This window comes from Trinickia acidisoli (assembly GCF_017315725.1).
GTDB classification, from domain to species: Bacteria; Pseudomonadota; Gammaproteobacteria; order Burkholderiales; family Burkholderiaceae; genus Trinickia; species Trinickia acidisoli.
Genome location: NZ_JAFLRG010000002.1, coordinates 356,138 through 369,804 on the forward strand (window position 1 = coordinate 356,138; position 13,667 = coordinate 369,804).

At 62.8% G+C, this 13,667-nt stretch carries 11 protein-coding genes and 1 pseudogene; 8 read left to right on the forward strand and 4 right to left on the reverse strand.

Translation table 11 applies throughout. The annotated features are described in order from the left end of the window. Positions 1-12: 12 nt before the first annotated feature. Entirely contained in the window at positions 13-789 is a 777-nt protein-coding gene (locus tag J3485_RS20140; RefSeq protein ID WP_206956101.1) for a GntR family transcriptional regulator, read from the reverse strand. A 312-nt stretch (positions 790-1,101) separates the two neighbouring features. Here J3485_RS20140 and J3485_RS20145 point away from each other — a divergent pair, with 312 nt between their 5' ends. The 5 genes from J3485_RS20145 (at position 1,102) to J3485_RS20165 (ending at position 6,879) form a co-directional block, all read left to right on the forward strand. Then, positions 1,102-2,547 (forward strand): YeiH family protein, encoded by a 1,446-nt coding sequence (locus J3485_RS20145; protein ID WP_206956102.1) that lies wholly within the window; start codon positions 1,102-1,104, stop codon positions 2,545-2,547. Next, a complete protein-coding gene (locus tag J3485_RS20150) occupies positions 2,544-2,813 on the forward strand; it encodes a hypothetical protein (RefSeq protein ID WP_206956103.1) in 270 nt (89 codons plus the stop codon). Before J3485_RS20145 ends, J3485_RS20150 begins: the two co-directional genes overlap by 4 nt. Before the next feature lie 39 nt (positions 2,814-2,852). Further along, the gene (locus J3485_RS20155) at positions 2,853-3,452 is read left to right on the forward strand and encodes an RBBP9/YdeN family alpha/beta hydrolase (protein ID WP_206956104.1); all 600 of its coding nucleotides are present in this window, start codon (positions 2,853-2,855) and stop codon (positions 3,450-3,452) included. A 249-nt stretch (positions 3,453-3,701) separates the two neighbouring features. Continuing rightward, on the forward strand, positions 3,702-5,675 hold the full coding sequence (gene acs, locus J3485_RS20160; RefSeq protein ID WP_206958221.1) for an acetate--CoA ligase: 1,974 nt from the start codon (positions 3,702-3,704) through the stop codon (positions 5,673-5,675). A gap of 130 nt (positions 5,676-5,805) precedes the next feature. Then, positions 5,806-6,879 carry a porin gene (locus J3485_RS20165; protein WP_206956105.1) on the forward strand — a complete coding sequence of 358 codons (1,074 nt, stop codon included), beginning with the start codon at positions 5,806-5,808 and terminating at the stop codon, positions 6,877-6,879. 108 nt (positions 6,880-6,987) lie between these two features. On the opposite strand, the gene J3485_RS20170 is transcribed toward J3485_RS20165, so the two are convergent. The 3 genes and pseudogenes from J3485_RS20170 to J3485_RS20180 form a co-directional block, all read right to left on the reverse strand. Then, the gene (locus J3485_RS20170; RefSeq protein ID WP_206956106.1) at positions 6,988-8,319 is read right to left on the reverse strand and encodes an RNA polymerase sigma factor RpoD/SigA; all 1,332 of its coding nucleotides are present in this window, start codon (positions 8,317-8,319) and stop codon (positions 6,988-6,990) included. 11 nt (positions 8,320-8,330) lie between these two features. Then, a pseudogene (locus tag J3485_RS20175) lies at positions 8,331-8,723 on the reverse strand (c-type cytochrome); the annotation flags it as partial. A gap of 187 nt (positions 8,724-8,910) precedes the next feature. Next, positions 8,911-10,638, reverse strand: coding sequence for a methanol/ethanol family PQQ-dependent dehydrogenase (locus tag J3485_RS20180; RefSeq protein WP_206956108.1), 1,728 nt, complete (start codon positions 10,636-10,638; stop codon positions 8,911-8,913). 91 nt (positions 10,639-10,729) lie between these two features. Between J3485_RS20180 and J3485_RS20185 the strand changes: the two genes are divergently transcribed. The 3 genes from J3485_RS20185 to pqqA all read left to right on the forward strand — a co-directional run bounded on the left by J3485_RS20185 (position 10,730) and on the right by pqqA (position 13,648). Then, the gene (locus J3485_RS20185) at positions 10,730-10,951 is read left to right on the forward strand and encodes a hypothetical protein (protein ID WP_206956109.1); all 222 of its coding nucleotides are present in this window, start codon (positions 10,730-10,732) and stop codon (positions 10,949-10,951) included. A gap of 301 nt (positions 10,952-11,252) precedes the next feature. Then, positions 11,253-13,238, forward strand: coding sequence for a sigma-54-dependent Fis family transcriptional regulator (locus J3485_RS20190; RefSeq protein ID WP_206956110.1), 1,986 nt, complete (start codon positions 11,253-11,255; stop codon positions 13,236-13,238). A 335-nt stretch (positions 13,239-13,573) separates the two neighbouring features. Beyond that, positions 13,574-13,648, forward strand: coding sequence for a pyrroloquinoline quinone precursor peptide PqqA (gene pqqA, locus J3485_RS20195; protein ID WP_006410019.1), 75 nt, complete (start codon positions 13,574-13,576; stop codon positions 13,646-13,648). Positions 13,649-13,667 lie beyond the last annotated feature (19 nt).

Genomic DNA, 13,667 nt, shown 5'->3' on the forward strand with positions numbered 1-13,667 from the left:
TGCATGCCGTGCTTATAGTGCTTGCGGTCCGTGTTGTGCCGGCCTGTTGCGATCGGTCCTGAATCGGTACTGAAACGCGTCGCCGCGGAAATAGAGGTGCTCGTAGTCGATCGGCTTGCCCGTCGCGTCGTGGGTGAGGCGATCGACGCGCAGCACCGGGCTGCCTTCCGTGATATGCAGGGCGTCGACGATGTCATCGTCGGCAAGGACGGCGTCGATCGCGATGTCCGCGTGACCGAGCGCGATCGCGCAGTCGTTCTCGAGTACCAGAAAAATGTCGCGTGTCGCGAGGTCGGCATTCATGACGCGTGCGCCGAGATCGCGCGGCAGCCAAGTGATCTCGAGCGATACGGGTTCGCGATTGAGCAGGCGGACCCGACGAATCTGCGTGACGGGCGTGGCGGGCTCGAGGCGAAGGCGCGCGGCGACTTGGCGGTCCGCCTCGACCGTTCGGGCGCTGCGCAACTGGTTGACGATTTCATATCCCATTGACGACATCGCTTCCGCGAAGCCTTGAAGCGAACCGATGTTTTGAAATGCCTTCGGCTTGGATACATACGTGCCTTTGCCATGCAGCTTGAAGAGCAGGCCTTCCTTTTGCAGATCGCCGAGCGCCTGGCGCACCGTAATGCGACTCACGCCGAACGTCGCGCAGAGCTCATGCTCGGACGGCATCTGGCTGAGCGGCGCATACGTGCCGTCGAGGATGCGCGTGCGCAAAATGTCCTTGATTTGGGCATAAAGCGGCGCGGCGGTTAGGGCAATGAGGTTGCTGGCTGGGTTCGTCATGGCTCGACTTGTTATGACAAGCTGCATCGCAGTGTATGGAGGCTGCGTGCCGAGCCAAACCAACTATTTCTGCTATCGATATCGCGACACGGTGTCGCGGCACTGTGATTCGACTCATTCGAATCACTCGAATGGCGCATTGCCTGCCGTGGCGCGAGGTAGCGTTCGAGCGCAGGACGTCGGGTGAATGCGCGCCGCGGACTTTGCTTAGTCGAAAGTATTCGTTCGCTTTCGTTTCCTGGCTTTCGATAATCGTTGTTCGATATGCGTGGACCAAGACGCCCGCGCGATGGACACGACAGGGGATAAACGATGAGCGGACCTCAATCCGGCGCGGCTCATGCCGGGAACGTGAATGGGCACGAAGGCGAGCACAACGCGGGCCGTGACGCGACGCGGCGCGGCTTCTGGCGCGAGTGGACGGCGAAGGAGGATGGGTGGGCGATCTGGATCGGCTTGGGTCTGGTTCTTGTCGCTTACGTCCTTTATGCGAGCGGTACCAGCATCCGTTGGCTCGCCGTGGCACCGGCGCAATGGGCGAGCATCGACAACGCCGCGCATCACTTCGCCGTGCATCTGCCGAACTACATCGCGCTGTTCGTCGTACTCGGCGGACTCTTTTCGATCGCCGTCGCGGCGCTCGGCCAGCGGGTTACGCACTTCATTGCGTCGTTTGCGATCGTGTTCATCGGTTCGGTCGTCATCTTCGAACTCGGCGCGTGGGTCGATGCGTCGAAGTACAACCTCGAGCCGCCGCTCGTCGCGCTTCTTGCGGGTCTTCTGCTGTCGAACTTGTTCAAGCTGCCTGAATGGTTTCATGCGGGGCTGCGCGTTGAGCTTTACATCAAAGTCGGCATCGTGCTGCTCGGCGCGACGTTGCCGTTCACGTTGATCATCTGGGCCGGCCCCGTCGCGGTGGGACAGGCGAGCATCGTGTCGCTGCTGACGTTCTCCACGATATTTTTCGTTGCTTCGGCGCTGGGTCTCGACAAGCGCTTCGCCGCGGTGCTGGGCACGGGCGGCGCGGTGTGCGGCGTATCGGCATCGATTGCGATCGCGGGCGCGGTGCGCGCGAAGCGCGAGCATGCATCGGTTGCGATTACGCTCGTCATCGTCTGGGCCATTGTGATGATCTTCGCGCTGCCGTTCGTGTCGCGTGCGTTCGGCTTGCCGACGGGCATCGCTGGGGCATGGATCGGGACGTCCGAGTTCGCCGATGCCGCCGGTATTGCCGCGGCACAGGCGTACGGCGATTTTGCGAAACATGGGGTCGGTGCGATTGCCGGTGCGCCCGAAGCGTCACTGCAGGCATTCACGTTGATGAAGGTCGTCGGCCGCGATATCTGGATCGGCATTTGGGCATTCGTCCTCTCGATCGTCGCGACGACGCTTTGGGAGCGCGAGGGCGATCTAACCGCGCGGGCGAACGCGAGCGAGATCTGGGCGCGTTTCCCGAAGTTCGTGATCGGCTTCGTCGTCGCGTCGGCGTTCGTCACGTGGGTCGCGAGCGGCCATACGCTCGGCGATTACCGTAAGGTCGTTACGCCGGCATTTACCGCGCCGGTGACGGTGCTGCGCACGTGGGCGTTCATCTTCTGCTTCTTCTCGATCGGATTGACGACGCGCCTGAAGTCGCTGTCCGCGACGGGCGTCAAACCGTTCCTCGCATTCACCACGGGGGTGGTGGTCAACGTGATCGTCGGGTACGTGCTGTCGGTACATGTCTTCGGACACTACTGGGCGGGCCTTGGGCAATGAATACAACTTCTCGTGGTTTCCTGCAGGGCGCATCGTTCGCCTCGCCCGAGTTGCCCGCTTCGCTCGCATTGCAATGCGCCAATTGCATCCATGGCGACCACGATCCGGCCAGCATCGAACGTGCGATCGCAGGGCTCGTTGCATTCGGCTCCGCATACGGATCGAGCATCGCCGACAGCCTGCTCTGTATGGTGCTCGACCGATTCGTGTCGCCGGGCGATTGCTGCTCCGACTTCGCGCCGAAGCAGGCCGGCCGTCAAGTGTGAGCGGGACGGCTGCTCTAACTGCCATTGGTGGAGAGATAAATGCGCACGTGCGGTAGGAACGATTGGCCCCCACGACTCGTGACGGTCCCAGGCCTGCATGGCAGTGAGGACGCTCATTGGCAAAGCTGGCTCGAGCGGCAGTTCGCTCGCTCGCTTCGCGTCGAACAGTCCGATTGGGATGCGCCGAGTCTCGAGGAATGGGCCAAGACGATCGACGATCAGCTCGCGAACGAGCGAGGGCGGTTCATCCTCGCAGCCCATAGCTACGGGTGTCTTGCGGCCGCGCACGCGCTTGCACGTAGCGGACGCACGGCGGACGTTGCCGGCATTCTGTTCGTTGCCCCCGCGAGCCCTGGGAAGTTTGCGTCTTGCGGTAGGTTCGATGCGCGGCGGCTCAACGTGCCGTCGATTTTGATCGGCAGCGAGAACGATCCGTGGATGCAGGCGGACGAGGCGCGCGAACTGGCACGGCGCTTCGGTAGCGCGTTCGTCAATTTAGGCGAGGCAGGGCATATCAATACGGTGGCGGGTTTTGGCCCTTGGCCGCGCGCTAAATTCTTCGTCGATACGCTGATTCATTGCGCTGCTGCTAGAGCCTTCGGTCATGCTAATGAGGAGCGCGTGAGCGAGTTGAACTGACGATCGGGTTTTTCCCTGGCACTCGTGACAAAGCTCGCGAAGACGGCTCTCGTGACCGCGCACCTGTCGCGGCCTGAAACAGTCCGTCGTCACATTCTGAAGCAGTGATCAAGGAGGTAGATCCTTTCGGCGTTCGCATCGCCAACGCCGAAGCCCATCGAGCTCGTCCCGCATGGTTGGCATACATGTTGCTCTTCTCGCGCCGCATTGATTTAGATCGATATCAGCGGAGAGACATCAGTGACCTCGATGGAATTGACCACGCAGAAGCATCGCAGCTTCGAACCGTCCGACGACGCGCGCGCCGGCGCGAACATTGCCGGCATGGAGGCTTATCGCGCGTTGGTCGCGCAGGCCGAACATGATTACGAAGGGTTCTGGGCGCGGCTCGCGCGCGAAACGATCGAATGGCACGAGCCGTTTTCCAAGGTGCTCGACGAGTCCAACGCGCCGTTCTATACGTGGTTCGAAGACGGTGAACTCAACGCGTCGTACAACTGCCTCGATCGCCATGTCGCCGCCGGCCACGGCGAGCGCGTAGCGATCATCTTCGAGGCCGACGACGGCGCCGTCACACGCGTCACCTACGCACAGATGCTCGCGCGCGTCTCGCGGTTGGCCAATGCGCTCAAGCGGCGCGGCATCGCACGCGGCGATCGGGTCGTCATCTACATGCCGATGTCCGTTGAAGGCATCGTCGCCATGCATGCCTGCGCGCGGATCGGCGCGACGCACTCGGTCGTCTTCGGCGGCTTCTCGGCGAAGTCGCTTCATGAGCGCATCGTCGACGTGGGTGCGGTGGCCATCATCACGGCAGACGAGCAGATGCGCGGCGGCAAAACGCTGCCGCTGAAACCCATTGTCGACGACGCGCTTGCCATGGGTGGCTGCGAAGCCGTTGAAAGCGTGATCGTCTATCGCCGCACCGGCGGCGAGATCGCATGGAACGCGGGCCGCGATTGCTGGATGCACGACGTCGTGGCCAACGAGTCTGACGTTTGCGAGCCGGAGTGGGTCGGCACCGAGCATCCGCTCTTTATCCTTTACACGTCCGGTTCCACCGGCAAGCCAAAGGGCGTGCAGCACAGCACGGGCGGCTATCTGCTCTGGGCCGCGCAGACGATGAAGTGGACGTTCGACTGGAAGCGCGAAGACGTCTTCTGGTGCACGGCCGACATCGGTTGGATCACGGGCCACACCTATATCGCCTATGGCCCGCTCGCATTGGGCGCGACACAAGTCGTGTTCGAAGGGGTGCCCACTTATCCGAACGCCGGGCGCTTCTGGAAGATGATCGACGATCACCAGGTATCGCTTTTCTATACGGCACCGACCGCCATCCGTTCGCTCATCAAAGCGGCCGAGGCCGACGAGCGCGTGCATCCCGCACGTTATGACCTCTCGAGTCTGCGTATCATCGGCACGGTCGGCGAGCCGATCAACCCCGAGGCCTGGTTGTGGTATCGCCAGCACGTCGGCGCGCTGCGCTGTCCGGTCGTCGATACCTGGTGGCAAACCGAAACGGGCGGCCACATGATCACGCCGTTGCCGGGCGCCACGCCAACGGTGCCAGGCTCGTGCACGCTGCCGCTTCCCGGCATCATGGCTGCCGTCGTCGACGAGACGGGGCAGGATGTGCCCGACGGGCAGGGCGGAATACTCGTCGTGAAGCGGCCGTGGCCATCGATGATCCGAACGATCTGGGGCGATGCGGAGCGCTTCACGAAGAGCTACTACCCGCAAGAGCTCGGCGGCGCGCTGTACCTCGCCGGCGACGGCGCGGTGCGCGACACGAACACGGCCTACTTCACGATCACGGGCCGAATCGACGATGTCCTCAATGTGTCGGGTCACCGGCTGGGGACGATGGAGATCGAATCGGCGCTCGTTTCGCACGAACTCGTCGCGGAAGCGGCCGTGGTCGGGCGGCCTGACGAGACGACGGGCGAAGCTGTCGTGGCGTTCGTCGTGCTCAAACGCGGCTGCCCGCGGGGCGAGGAGGCCGCGCAACTCGCGAAGGCGCTGCGAGACTGGGTCGGCAAAGAAATCGGTCCGATCGCGAAGCCGAAAGACATCCGATTCGGCGACAACCTGCCGAAGACACGCTCGGGCAAGATCATGCGGCGCCTCTTGCGTTCGCTCGCGAAGGGCGAGGCGATCGCGCAGGACACCTCCACACTCGAGAACCCCGACATCCTCAATCAGTTGGGTCAAGCGCGCTAACGGCGGCTGAAGCGCTGAGTATCGCAATATCGCTCAGCCGAGTACTCACTCGTCAAAATAATTAGTACTCCTATTTAATCAATAGGGTGAGTTGTTCGATAAATCAAAGTCAACACAACGGAGGTAGACAATGAGTAGCAAAAAAATGTTTTGGTCGGTAGCCCTGCTCGGCGCGGTTGCCAGCGCGCCGTGCTTCGCACAGAGTAGCGTTACGCTTTACGGGGATCTCGATGGTGGGCTCCTTTATACGAACCGCACACCCGGTGCGAGCGCCGGCCAGAATGCAGGCCATCAGTTCTCGTTCATGGATACGGGCTTGACCCCGTCGGCGTTCGGGCTGATGGGCACCGAGGATCTGGGCGGCGGCCTGAAGGCGAAGTTCCAACTCGAGAGCGGCATCAGCGTGGCGAACGGCGCGCTGAGCCATTCGAACGGCAATTATTTTGGACGCCAAGCCTGGGTTGCGCTCGACGGCGGTTTCGGCGAGGCAAAGGCCGGATTGCAGTTTTCGCCGTTCTTGCTTGCGATCGACGGCTCCGATCCTCGCAGCTTCGCGCACTTCGGCAGCGGCCTCATTACCTACGTCGACAATGTGCTCGCCACCGGCCTGTTCAATTCGAACGCGATCTCGTACACGAGCCCGACGCTCGCGGGCCTAACGGGCAGCGCGATGCTCGCGCTCGGCGGCCAGGCGGGCGACTTCCAGGCAGGACGCCAGTACTCGGGCAGCCTCACCTACCAGAGCGGCGGCCTGATGATCAACGCGGCGCTTTATGACGGCAACAGCGGCGGCACGGCCATCACGCCGCTTTCGAGCACGGTCGCCTTCGTGGGCCGCACGGTCGGCGCAGCCTATCAGTTCGGCGCGCTGACGGGCAAGGCCTCGGCTACAAGCTACAAGGTAGCGGGATCGTTCAGCAATAACGTCTATAGCGGGGGGATCGATTATCAAGCGAGCCCGGCGCTCGATCTGAACGGCGGCGTTTGGTTCACGAGCGACCGCAACGATACGAAGAACCATTCGGTGATGGCGGCGCTCGGCACCGTCTACAGCCTCTCGAAAGCAACGCAACTCTATGGGCAAGTTGCCATGGTCGACAACCATGGTGCGATGGATACCGGGTTCGGCCTCAGCGACAGCACGGTTTTTGGGTTGCCGGGTACGACCGTTGGTGTCGATCTCGGTGTGCGCCACACGTTCTAAAGCAATTTAAAGCGTTATAAAGCGTTTTAAATGTAAAGACCGCTCGAGCGCCGCTTGCAGTTGCGGCGCTCGAGCGAATGTTTCGCCGTGGTCGAATCCACGGCTTCGTCAATGCGCGCTCGCGCTGACGTAAGCCTTCAGGCCGGCAAAACCCGGCTCGCCCCTCAACCGCTCGAACGCCATCACTTCGATCTGGCGCACACGCTCGGCGGATAGGTTCAACTGTCGGCCGACTTCGCGCAGCGAATGCTCGTCGGCGACGCCGATTCCGAAGCGCAGCCGCAGCACTTGCGCTTCGCGCGCGGGCAGTTGATCGATGGCCGCCATTACCGCACGCCGCATATGTCGGACCATCGTGATTTCTTCGGGCGTCGGCCTATCGGCGTCGGCGATCGCGTCGCCGACCGTCGTGTCGCTTCCCGGCCCAACGAGCGTTTCCATCGAAACGGGATCGCGAACGATGTTCGTCAGGTCGCGGACTTTGTCGAGCGACATGCCCATCTTTTTCGCCAGCGCCGCGTGCGTGGGCCTGCCGCCCACGCGGTTCACATGATCGAGCGTGATGCGGCTGAGCTTGCTTAGCGAATCGGCTGTGTGCACGGGCACGCGGATCATCCTTCCTTGGTCGCCGAGCGCATGCAGCACGGCTTGGCGTATCCACCAGGTCGCATACGTGGAGAACTTGAAGCCGCGCCGATGATCGTATCGCTCGATGGCCTTCACGAGCCCGATGTTGCCCTCCTGCACGAGATCGGCGAGCGGCAGCCCGCGTTCGGCATAACGCCTCGCAATCGAAACGACGAGGCGTAGGTTGCCTTTGAGCAATCGCACTCTCGCCTGGGCTGCACAGTGATCGATGGCGTGCAGGCGATCATGGATACGTCGAGCAAGCTGCTCCGGCATACCGTCCTGCCGCTGTACGAGCGACTGAGCCAGGCGCTCGATGGTGCGCGCCGTGAAGCGTAGCGCCGCCAGTCGCGCGCGCAGTTTGCGACGTGCGCGCCGATAAGGCGCCGAGCCGTAGCGATCGTGTCGCATCGTTTCGCGCAGCGTCGAGGCGGCTTCGTCGATGCAAGTCAACTGGGCGACGATTGCCGCCTGCCATGCAGGCGATTCTTCCTCTTCAAAGACGCCGCTCGGCGCCATGCCATCGAGCAAAGCCGAATCGGCCCCCTCTTGAATGAGGCCGATCACATAACTGCCGATAGGCGCGCGGCGCTGGACGATCTCTTGTCTGATCGACGCGAGTGCGTCCAGCGCCGCCGGATGCGCTGCGAACTGCATCATGCTCGTGGCGCGTGCCGCTTCGATTTGCCGCGCGAAGCCGAGCTCTTGCTCGCGCGTGAGAAGGGGCGTCGCCGCCAGATCGCGCAGATAGAACGAGACGGGGTCGTTCGATGCGGAGCGGCTCGGTTGCAGCGCCTTTGCCAAGGGGCTCATCGATCACGCACTCACTTCGACGAAACGGTGCCCGCGCCCGCATGGGCGGCGCCGAGCGGGCCCGCGTTGAGCAGCATGGTTGAACCGCGCGCACTGTCGCCCGTCATTTTGGCGCTGCCGGGAGCGTATCCGTTCGCGTTCAGCAAGTACGCCATGAGGTCGGCATACTCGTCGTCCTTGAGTTTGCCTGGGCGGTCGGCCGGCATGTTGGTCGACATGTAGGTATAGATGCCGCCGATCGTCAGATGCGAACCGGTTGCGGGTGCAAACGCCGGCCCGCTCAGCGCCGGCGCCGTGATGCCTTGCATGTTCGCGCCATGACACTTGGCGCAGTTGCTCCCGTAAAGGCTCTTACCGTGCGCGATTTGAGCGCGGTCGAACGAGGGGGAGGCCAGCGTCGCCGCCGCTGACGACGAAGCGATGGCGAGTGCGGAGGCGGCCACCGCGGCCACCGCAAAATGCTGAAGATGCGTTTTCATGATCGTACTTTCGATGAGTGCTGCGTCGCGCCACGACCGCCGCACCGAGCGGGCGGCCGTGACGCTTCATACCAGCGCTTGAGATGAGGCGGGCTAATCTAGGCCGCGCGAATCAGCCGTGATGCAAGGCGAACACATAGAGCGTGCCCCCGCGCGGCACCTTGTCCGCAATCTTCGCCATCGGGCCGCCCCAGATCGGGTTCGCCCCGCCGTAACCGGCGAGCACGGCCACGTACTCTTGCCCGTGCGCTTCGAACACGGAGGGCTGCGCGACGATGCCGCTCGCCAGCTTCGGGCTCTGCCAGAGGACCTTGCCCGTCGCTTCGTCGAACGCGTAGAGGTGACCGTCGAGCGAACCGCTGAACGCCAGGCCGCCGGCCGTGCTCGCCACGCCACCGTTCCACGGCATCTTGCTCCAATGGCTCCAGACCTTCTTGCCCGTGTCCACGTCGATCGCCTGCAACTCGCCGTAGCCGTGGCTGCTGGGTTCGGGCTCGATCTCGAAGCCTTCGCCGAGATAGGGCAAGCCCTCCATGTAGCTGACCGACTTGCCCGAGAGGCTCATGCACGCATGCAGCGACGGCACGAACGCCAGATGCTTGGCCGGATCGTACGAGACGGACCACCAGTTCTTGCCGCCCAGAAAGCTCGGGCAGGTATCGATCGTCGTGCCGACGTTGGGGTACTTCGAAGCGTCCTCGATCGGCTCGCCGTCATGCGTATAACCGGTGACCGAAGTCGCCTTCACGAACGCGCTGGCGTAGATGAGCTTGCCCGTCGCGCGATCGATCGCGTGGAAAAAGCCGTTGCGATCGGCATGGATGATGGCGTCGTAGTCCTTGCCGTCGTATTGGATCTTCGCAAGGACCGGCGTGTTCACGCCGTCGTAGTCCCACGTGTCGTTACGCGTGTATTGGTAGTGCCATTTGATGTCGCCTGTTTTCGGATCGAGCGCGAGCAGCGAATCGGTGTAGAGGTTGCTGCCGGGGCGCAGCTTCGCGAGCCACGGGCCCGGATTGCCGACGCCCCAGAACAGCGTCTTCGTGGCCGGATCGAAGGTGCCGGTCAGCCACGAGGCGCCGCCGCCGTGCGCCTGCATGCCGTTGGGCCAGGTGTCGCCGCCTTTTTCCTGGGCGCTTGGAATCGTCGTGCGCTTCCACAGCACGTTGCCGTTGTCGGGATCGAGCGCGGCGATGAACCCGCGTGCGCCGTATTCGCCGCCCGAGTTGCCGACCACGATCGCGCCGTCGATCGCAAGCGGGGCGAGCGAGAACGCGTAGCCGGTGCCCGGATCGAACATGCGCTTTTTCCAGGCGACGGCCCCCGATTGCGCATCGAGTGCGACGATTTCACCGTCGAGCATCGCGATATAAGCATTCTTGCCGTAGAGCGCGACACCGCGATTGACGACGTCGCAGCAGGCGTTCTTGAACGCTTCGGGACCGAGCTTCGGCTCGAACTTCCAGAGCTGCTTGCCTGTGATCGCATCGAATGCGTAGACGTTATCCTTAGGCGTACTAACGAAAAGATAGCTGCCGTTGACGATCGGGGTTGCCTCGAATCCTTGCTGCAGATCGGCGGGAAATTTGTAGCTCCATGCGAGCGAGAGCTTGCTCACGTTCGACGTATCGATTTGCTTGGCGGGGGAATGCGACTGCCCGTCGTACGTGCGGTAGTAGGTGAGCCAACCCGGATCGCTCTGCGCGTTCGAGAGGCGCTCGTAGGTGACCGGTGGATAGTCGCTGCCCGCGTGCGAGCATTGCGGGGCGAGGCCGATGGCGGCGAGGGCGCATGCTGCGAGCGCTTTTCGCCAAACGGTCGAAGCGGAACTTCGATTCATGTATGTCTCCTGTGTCGATCCGAGTGGGGGCCTCAGCGCTGGCTCCGCTCTCATGCGGATCACTCGAACAGAGTCAGCGCTTTGGAACCCAATGCGGTCCTATGCCAAGCTTTGGTTTGTCGATTTATCGCGGCGCGACTGCGTCGAGTGCGAGTACTCGGCGCTCGAGCAATGGCCGCGGGCCACGCTGAACGCAAATGGTGTGCCATCGCCGCTGCGATGCCGCGTGAAGCTGCGCGAAGCGCCGATGGCCGTCTTGCGCTTACGTTTATCGCGCATCGATCTCGATGTGACCGGCGAAACCGGTCGCTAAAAACTGAAACACCCTTGGCGAGCCAAGTGTCGCGAAACGAAACACTGCGTTCGCCGTGAGATATCCCGATCGAGCGTCATGGCGCAGCACGTCGACACACATGGGATTGCCCCGTCGATGGAAGCGGGGGTATCCCCCGATACTCGTCGGCGCACTCGAGCGTCATCGTATTGGATCGATGCGCTCGAGATCACGCTTTGACGGGAGGGCATCGCAGGCGGTTGAGAGCTGGCGCAATTTTTGCTCTTGTGGGAGTCAAAAGCGTTTAGGCTGCGAGCCGACGCTCGATCAGGAGGAGACAATGCGCAACGTCGTTCATCGCCCCACGGATCCCGTGGCGGGTGGCGAATCGAGTTGGCCTACGCCGTGCATTCAAAAGGCGCATGAACGCTCGGAGGGCTACGGCCTCATGATGGGCGCGCGGCCCGACTACGACATCCTGCCGGCCCCCGAGCTGGCGCTGAAAGTCGAGCAGAACCGCATTCTCTGCGCGCACGCCATGCCGGTGATGGAAACGCTGCGCGAGCAGATCGTCAACACGCAAAGTATGGTTGCCCTGACCGACGCGCAAGGGCTCATCCTGCATTCGATCGGCGACGACGACTTTCTCGCCCGCGCCGAAAAGGTCGCGCTGCGCCCCGGTGCGCAATGGTCGGAGGATAGGCAAGGCACTAACGCGATCGGTACGGCGCTCGCCGAGCGCAGCCCCACCGTCGTGCACGGCGACCAGCATTTTCTCGAAGCGAATCACTTCCTGACTTGCTCGAGCGTGCCGATTCTCGACCCCTACGGCGATCTCATCGGCGTGCTCGACGTGACGGGCGACTACCGCAGCTACCATCAGCACACGATGGCGCTCGCGAAGATGTCGGTGCAGATGATCGAGAATCACCTGTTTGCCACCACGTTTCGCGACACGCTGCAGGTGGCTTTCCATAGCCGCCCCGAGTTTCTCGGCACGCTGATGGAGGGCATCGCTGCCTTCACCGGCGACGGCCGCTTCCTATCGGCCAATCGCAGCGCTCAATTCCAGCTCGGCATGCCGCTCGCCGCGCTTCGCGCGCATACGCTCTCGTCGCTGTTCGGCATGACGAGCGCTGAACTCGTCGACCGCTTGCGCACGAGCCACGACCCGATGCTTTCGCTCAATCTGCACAACGGCGCTGTCGTCTGCGCGAACGTGACGTTTCGACGGGCGCTGCTCACGGCCAGCGGCTGGCAGTCCGAGGCACGCCGCGAGACGAGCGTGCAAGGACAAGCGTGCGCGGCCGCGGCGGCGCGCAGCAGCCTGCGCATGCTGCGCCTCGATCAACTCGATACCGGTGATCCGCAAATCGCGGCTGTCATCGCGAAACTGCGCAAAGTGATCGGCAAGGACATTCCGTTGCTGATCACCGGCGAGACGGGTACCGGCAAGGAACTGCTCGCTCAGGCCATCCATAACGAATCGTCGCGGCGCTCGGGGCCATTCGTCGCCGTCAATTGCGCATCGATTCCCGAGACACTGATCGAATCGGAGCTGTTCGGCTACGAAGAGGGTGCCTTCACCGGTGCGCGGCGCAAGGGTGCGGTTGGCAAGATCGTGCAAGCGCACGGCGGCACGCTCTTTCTCGATGAAATCGGCGACATGCCCTACCCGTTGCAAGTGCGGCTGCTGCGCGTGTTGCAGGAGCGCGTCGTCAACCCGCTCGGTTCGACGAAGACGATTCCCGTCGACATCGCCATCGTCTGCGCAACGCACCGCGATCTGCGCGAGATGATCGCGCAAAACCGCTTTCGCGAAGACCTTTATTACCGCTTGAACGGCCTCGTCGTGAAGCTACCTCCGCTGCGCGAACGCAAGGATCTCGCGATCGTGATCGGCAAGATGCTCGAGCGCGAGGCGCTGACGGGCGGCGACGGGCAGTGCCTATCGGTTGCGCCCGAGGTGATGACGCTGTTCGAGCAATGCACGTGGCCCGGCAACTTCCGTCAGCTCGGCAACTTGCTGCGCACGGCGGCCGCCATGGTCGACGAAGACGGCGAGATTCGCCGCGAACACCTGCCCGATGACTTCTTCGACGATCTGCAGCAGGGCGATACGCAACCGCCGCCGGTTGCCGCCGTGGAAACACCTGCGCAGCAAGGCACGCGGCTCGAGGATGTCGCCGCTCAAGCGATCGCGGCCACGCTCGCGCAATATGGCGGCAACGTCTCGGCCGCGGCGCGCGCGCTCGGAGTTTCACGCGCCACCCTCTATCGCAAGATGCCGAACGTCGGGCTCGCGAAGCGCGACGATCGAGACTAGCGCTCATCGCTTGGCATTCGCCTGTGTCGCATTTTGCGACATGTGTCGCGGATTGAAACACAGGCTGTCACATGATTGCGTCCACAACGAGTTGGAGCCAATCCGCGCGACCCCGCATGTAACGGCACATTCGCGGTAGGCGCAACATCCCCCCACTCATCCGCTCGACGATGTGGCCCCCGCACGGGCCGTACGTTCCCATCGCATCGCTTCCATTGCGTTGAACTGCCGCACCCATTGCGTTCGGCATAGGCCTTGCTTTAACGAAGCGGCCGCACATTGAACAACCGCGGTTGCTCGGCATCATCGAGTTTCACTCAATCAAGGAGACAGTTATGCAGTGGACTACGCCCGCCTATACCGACCTGCGCTTCGGCTTTGAAATCACGATGTACATCGCCAACCGCTAACTCCGGATCGCGAAAGGCG

What these genes read in the sequence shown, in the direction of transcription:
- J3485_RS20140 (WP_206956101.1), bottom strand. Translation starts at nt 789, where the DNA reads ATGACGAACCCAGCCAGCAACCTCATTGCCCTAACCGCCGCGCCGCTT.
- J3485_RS20145 (WP_206956102.1), top strand. Translation starts at nt 1,102, where the DNA reads ATGAGCGGACCTCAATCCGGCGCGGCTCATGCCGGGAACGTGAATGGG.
- J3485_RS20150 (WP_206956103.1), top strand. Translation starts at nt 2,544, where the DNA reads ATGAATACAACTTCTCGTGGTTTCCTGCAGGGCGCATCGTTCGCCTCG.
- J3485_RS20155 (WP_206956104.1), top strand. Translation starts at nt 2,853, where the DNA reads ATGCGCACGTGCGGTAGGAACGATTGGCCCCCACGACTCGTGACGGTC.
- acs (WP_206958221.1), top strand. Translation starts at nt 3,702, where the DNA reads ATGGAATTGACCACGCAGAAGCATCGCAGCTTCGAACCGTCCGACGAC.
- J3485_RS20165 (WP_206956105.1), top strand. Translation starts at nt 5,806, where the DNA reads ATGAGTAGCAAAAAAATGTTTTGGTCGGTAGCCCTGCTCGGCGCGGTT.
- J3485_RS20170 (WP_206956106.1), bottom strand. Translation starts at nt 8,319, where the DNA reads ATGAGCCCCTTGGCAAAGGCGCTGCAACCGAGCCGCTCCGCATCGAAC.
- J3485_RS20180 (WP_206956108.1), bottom strand. Translation starts at nt 10,638, where the DNA reads ATGAATCGAAGTTCCGCTTCGACCGTTTGGCGAAAAGCGCTCGCAGCA.
- J3485_RS20185 (WP_206956109.1), top strand. Translation starts at nt 10,730, where the DNA reads ATGCGGTCCTATGCCAAGCTTTGGTTTGTCGATTTATCGCGGCGCGAC.
- J3485_RS20190 (WP_206956110.1), top strand. Translation starts at nt 11,253, where the DNA reads ATGCGCAACGTCGTTCATCGCCCCACGGATCCCGTGGCGGGTGGCGAA.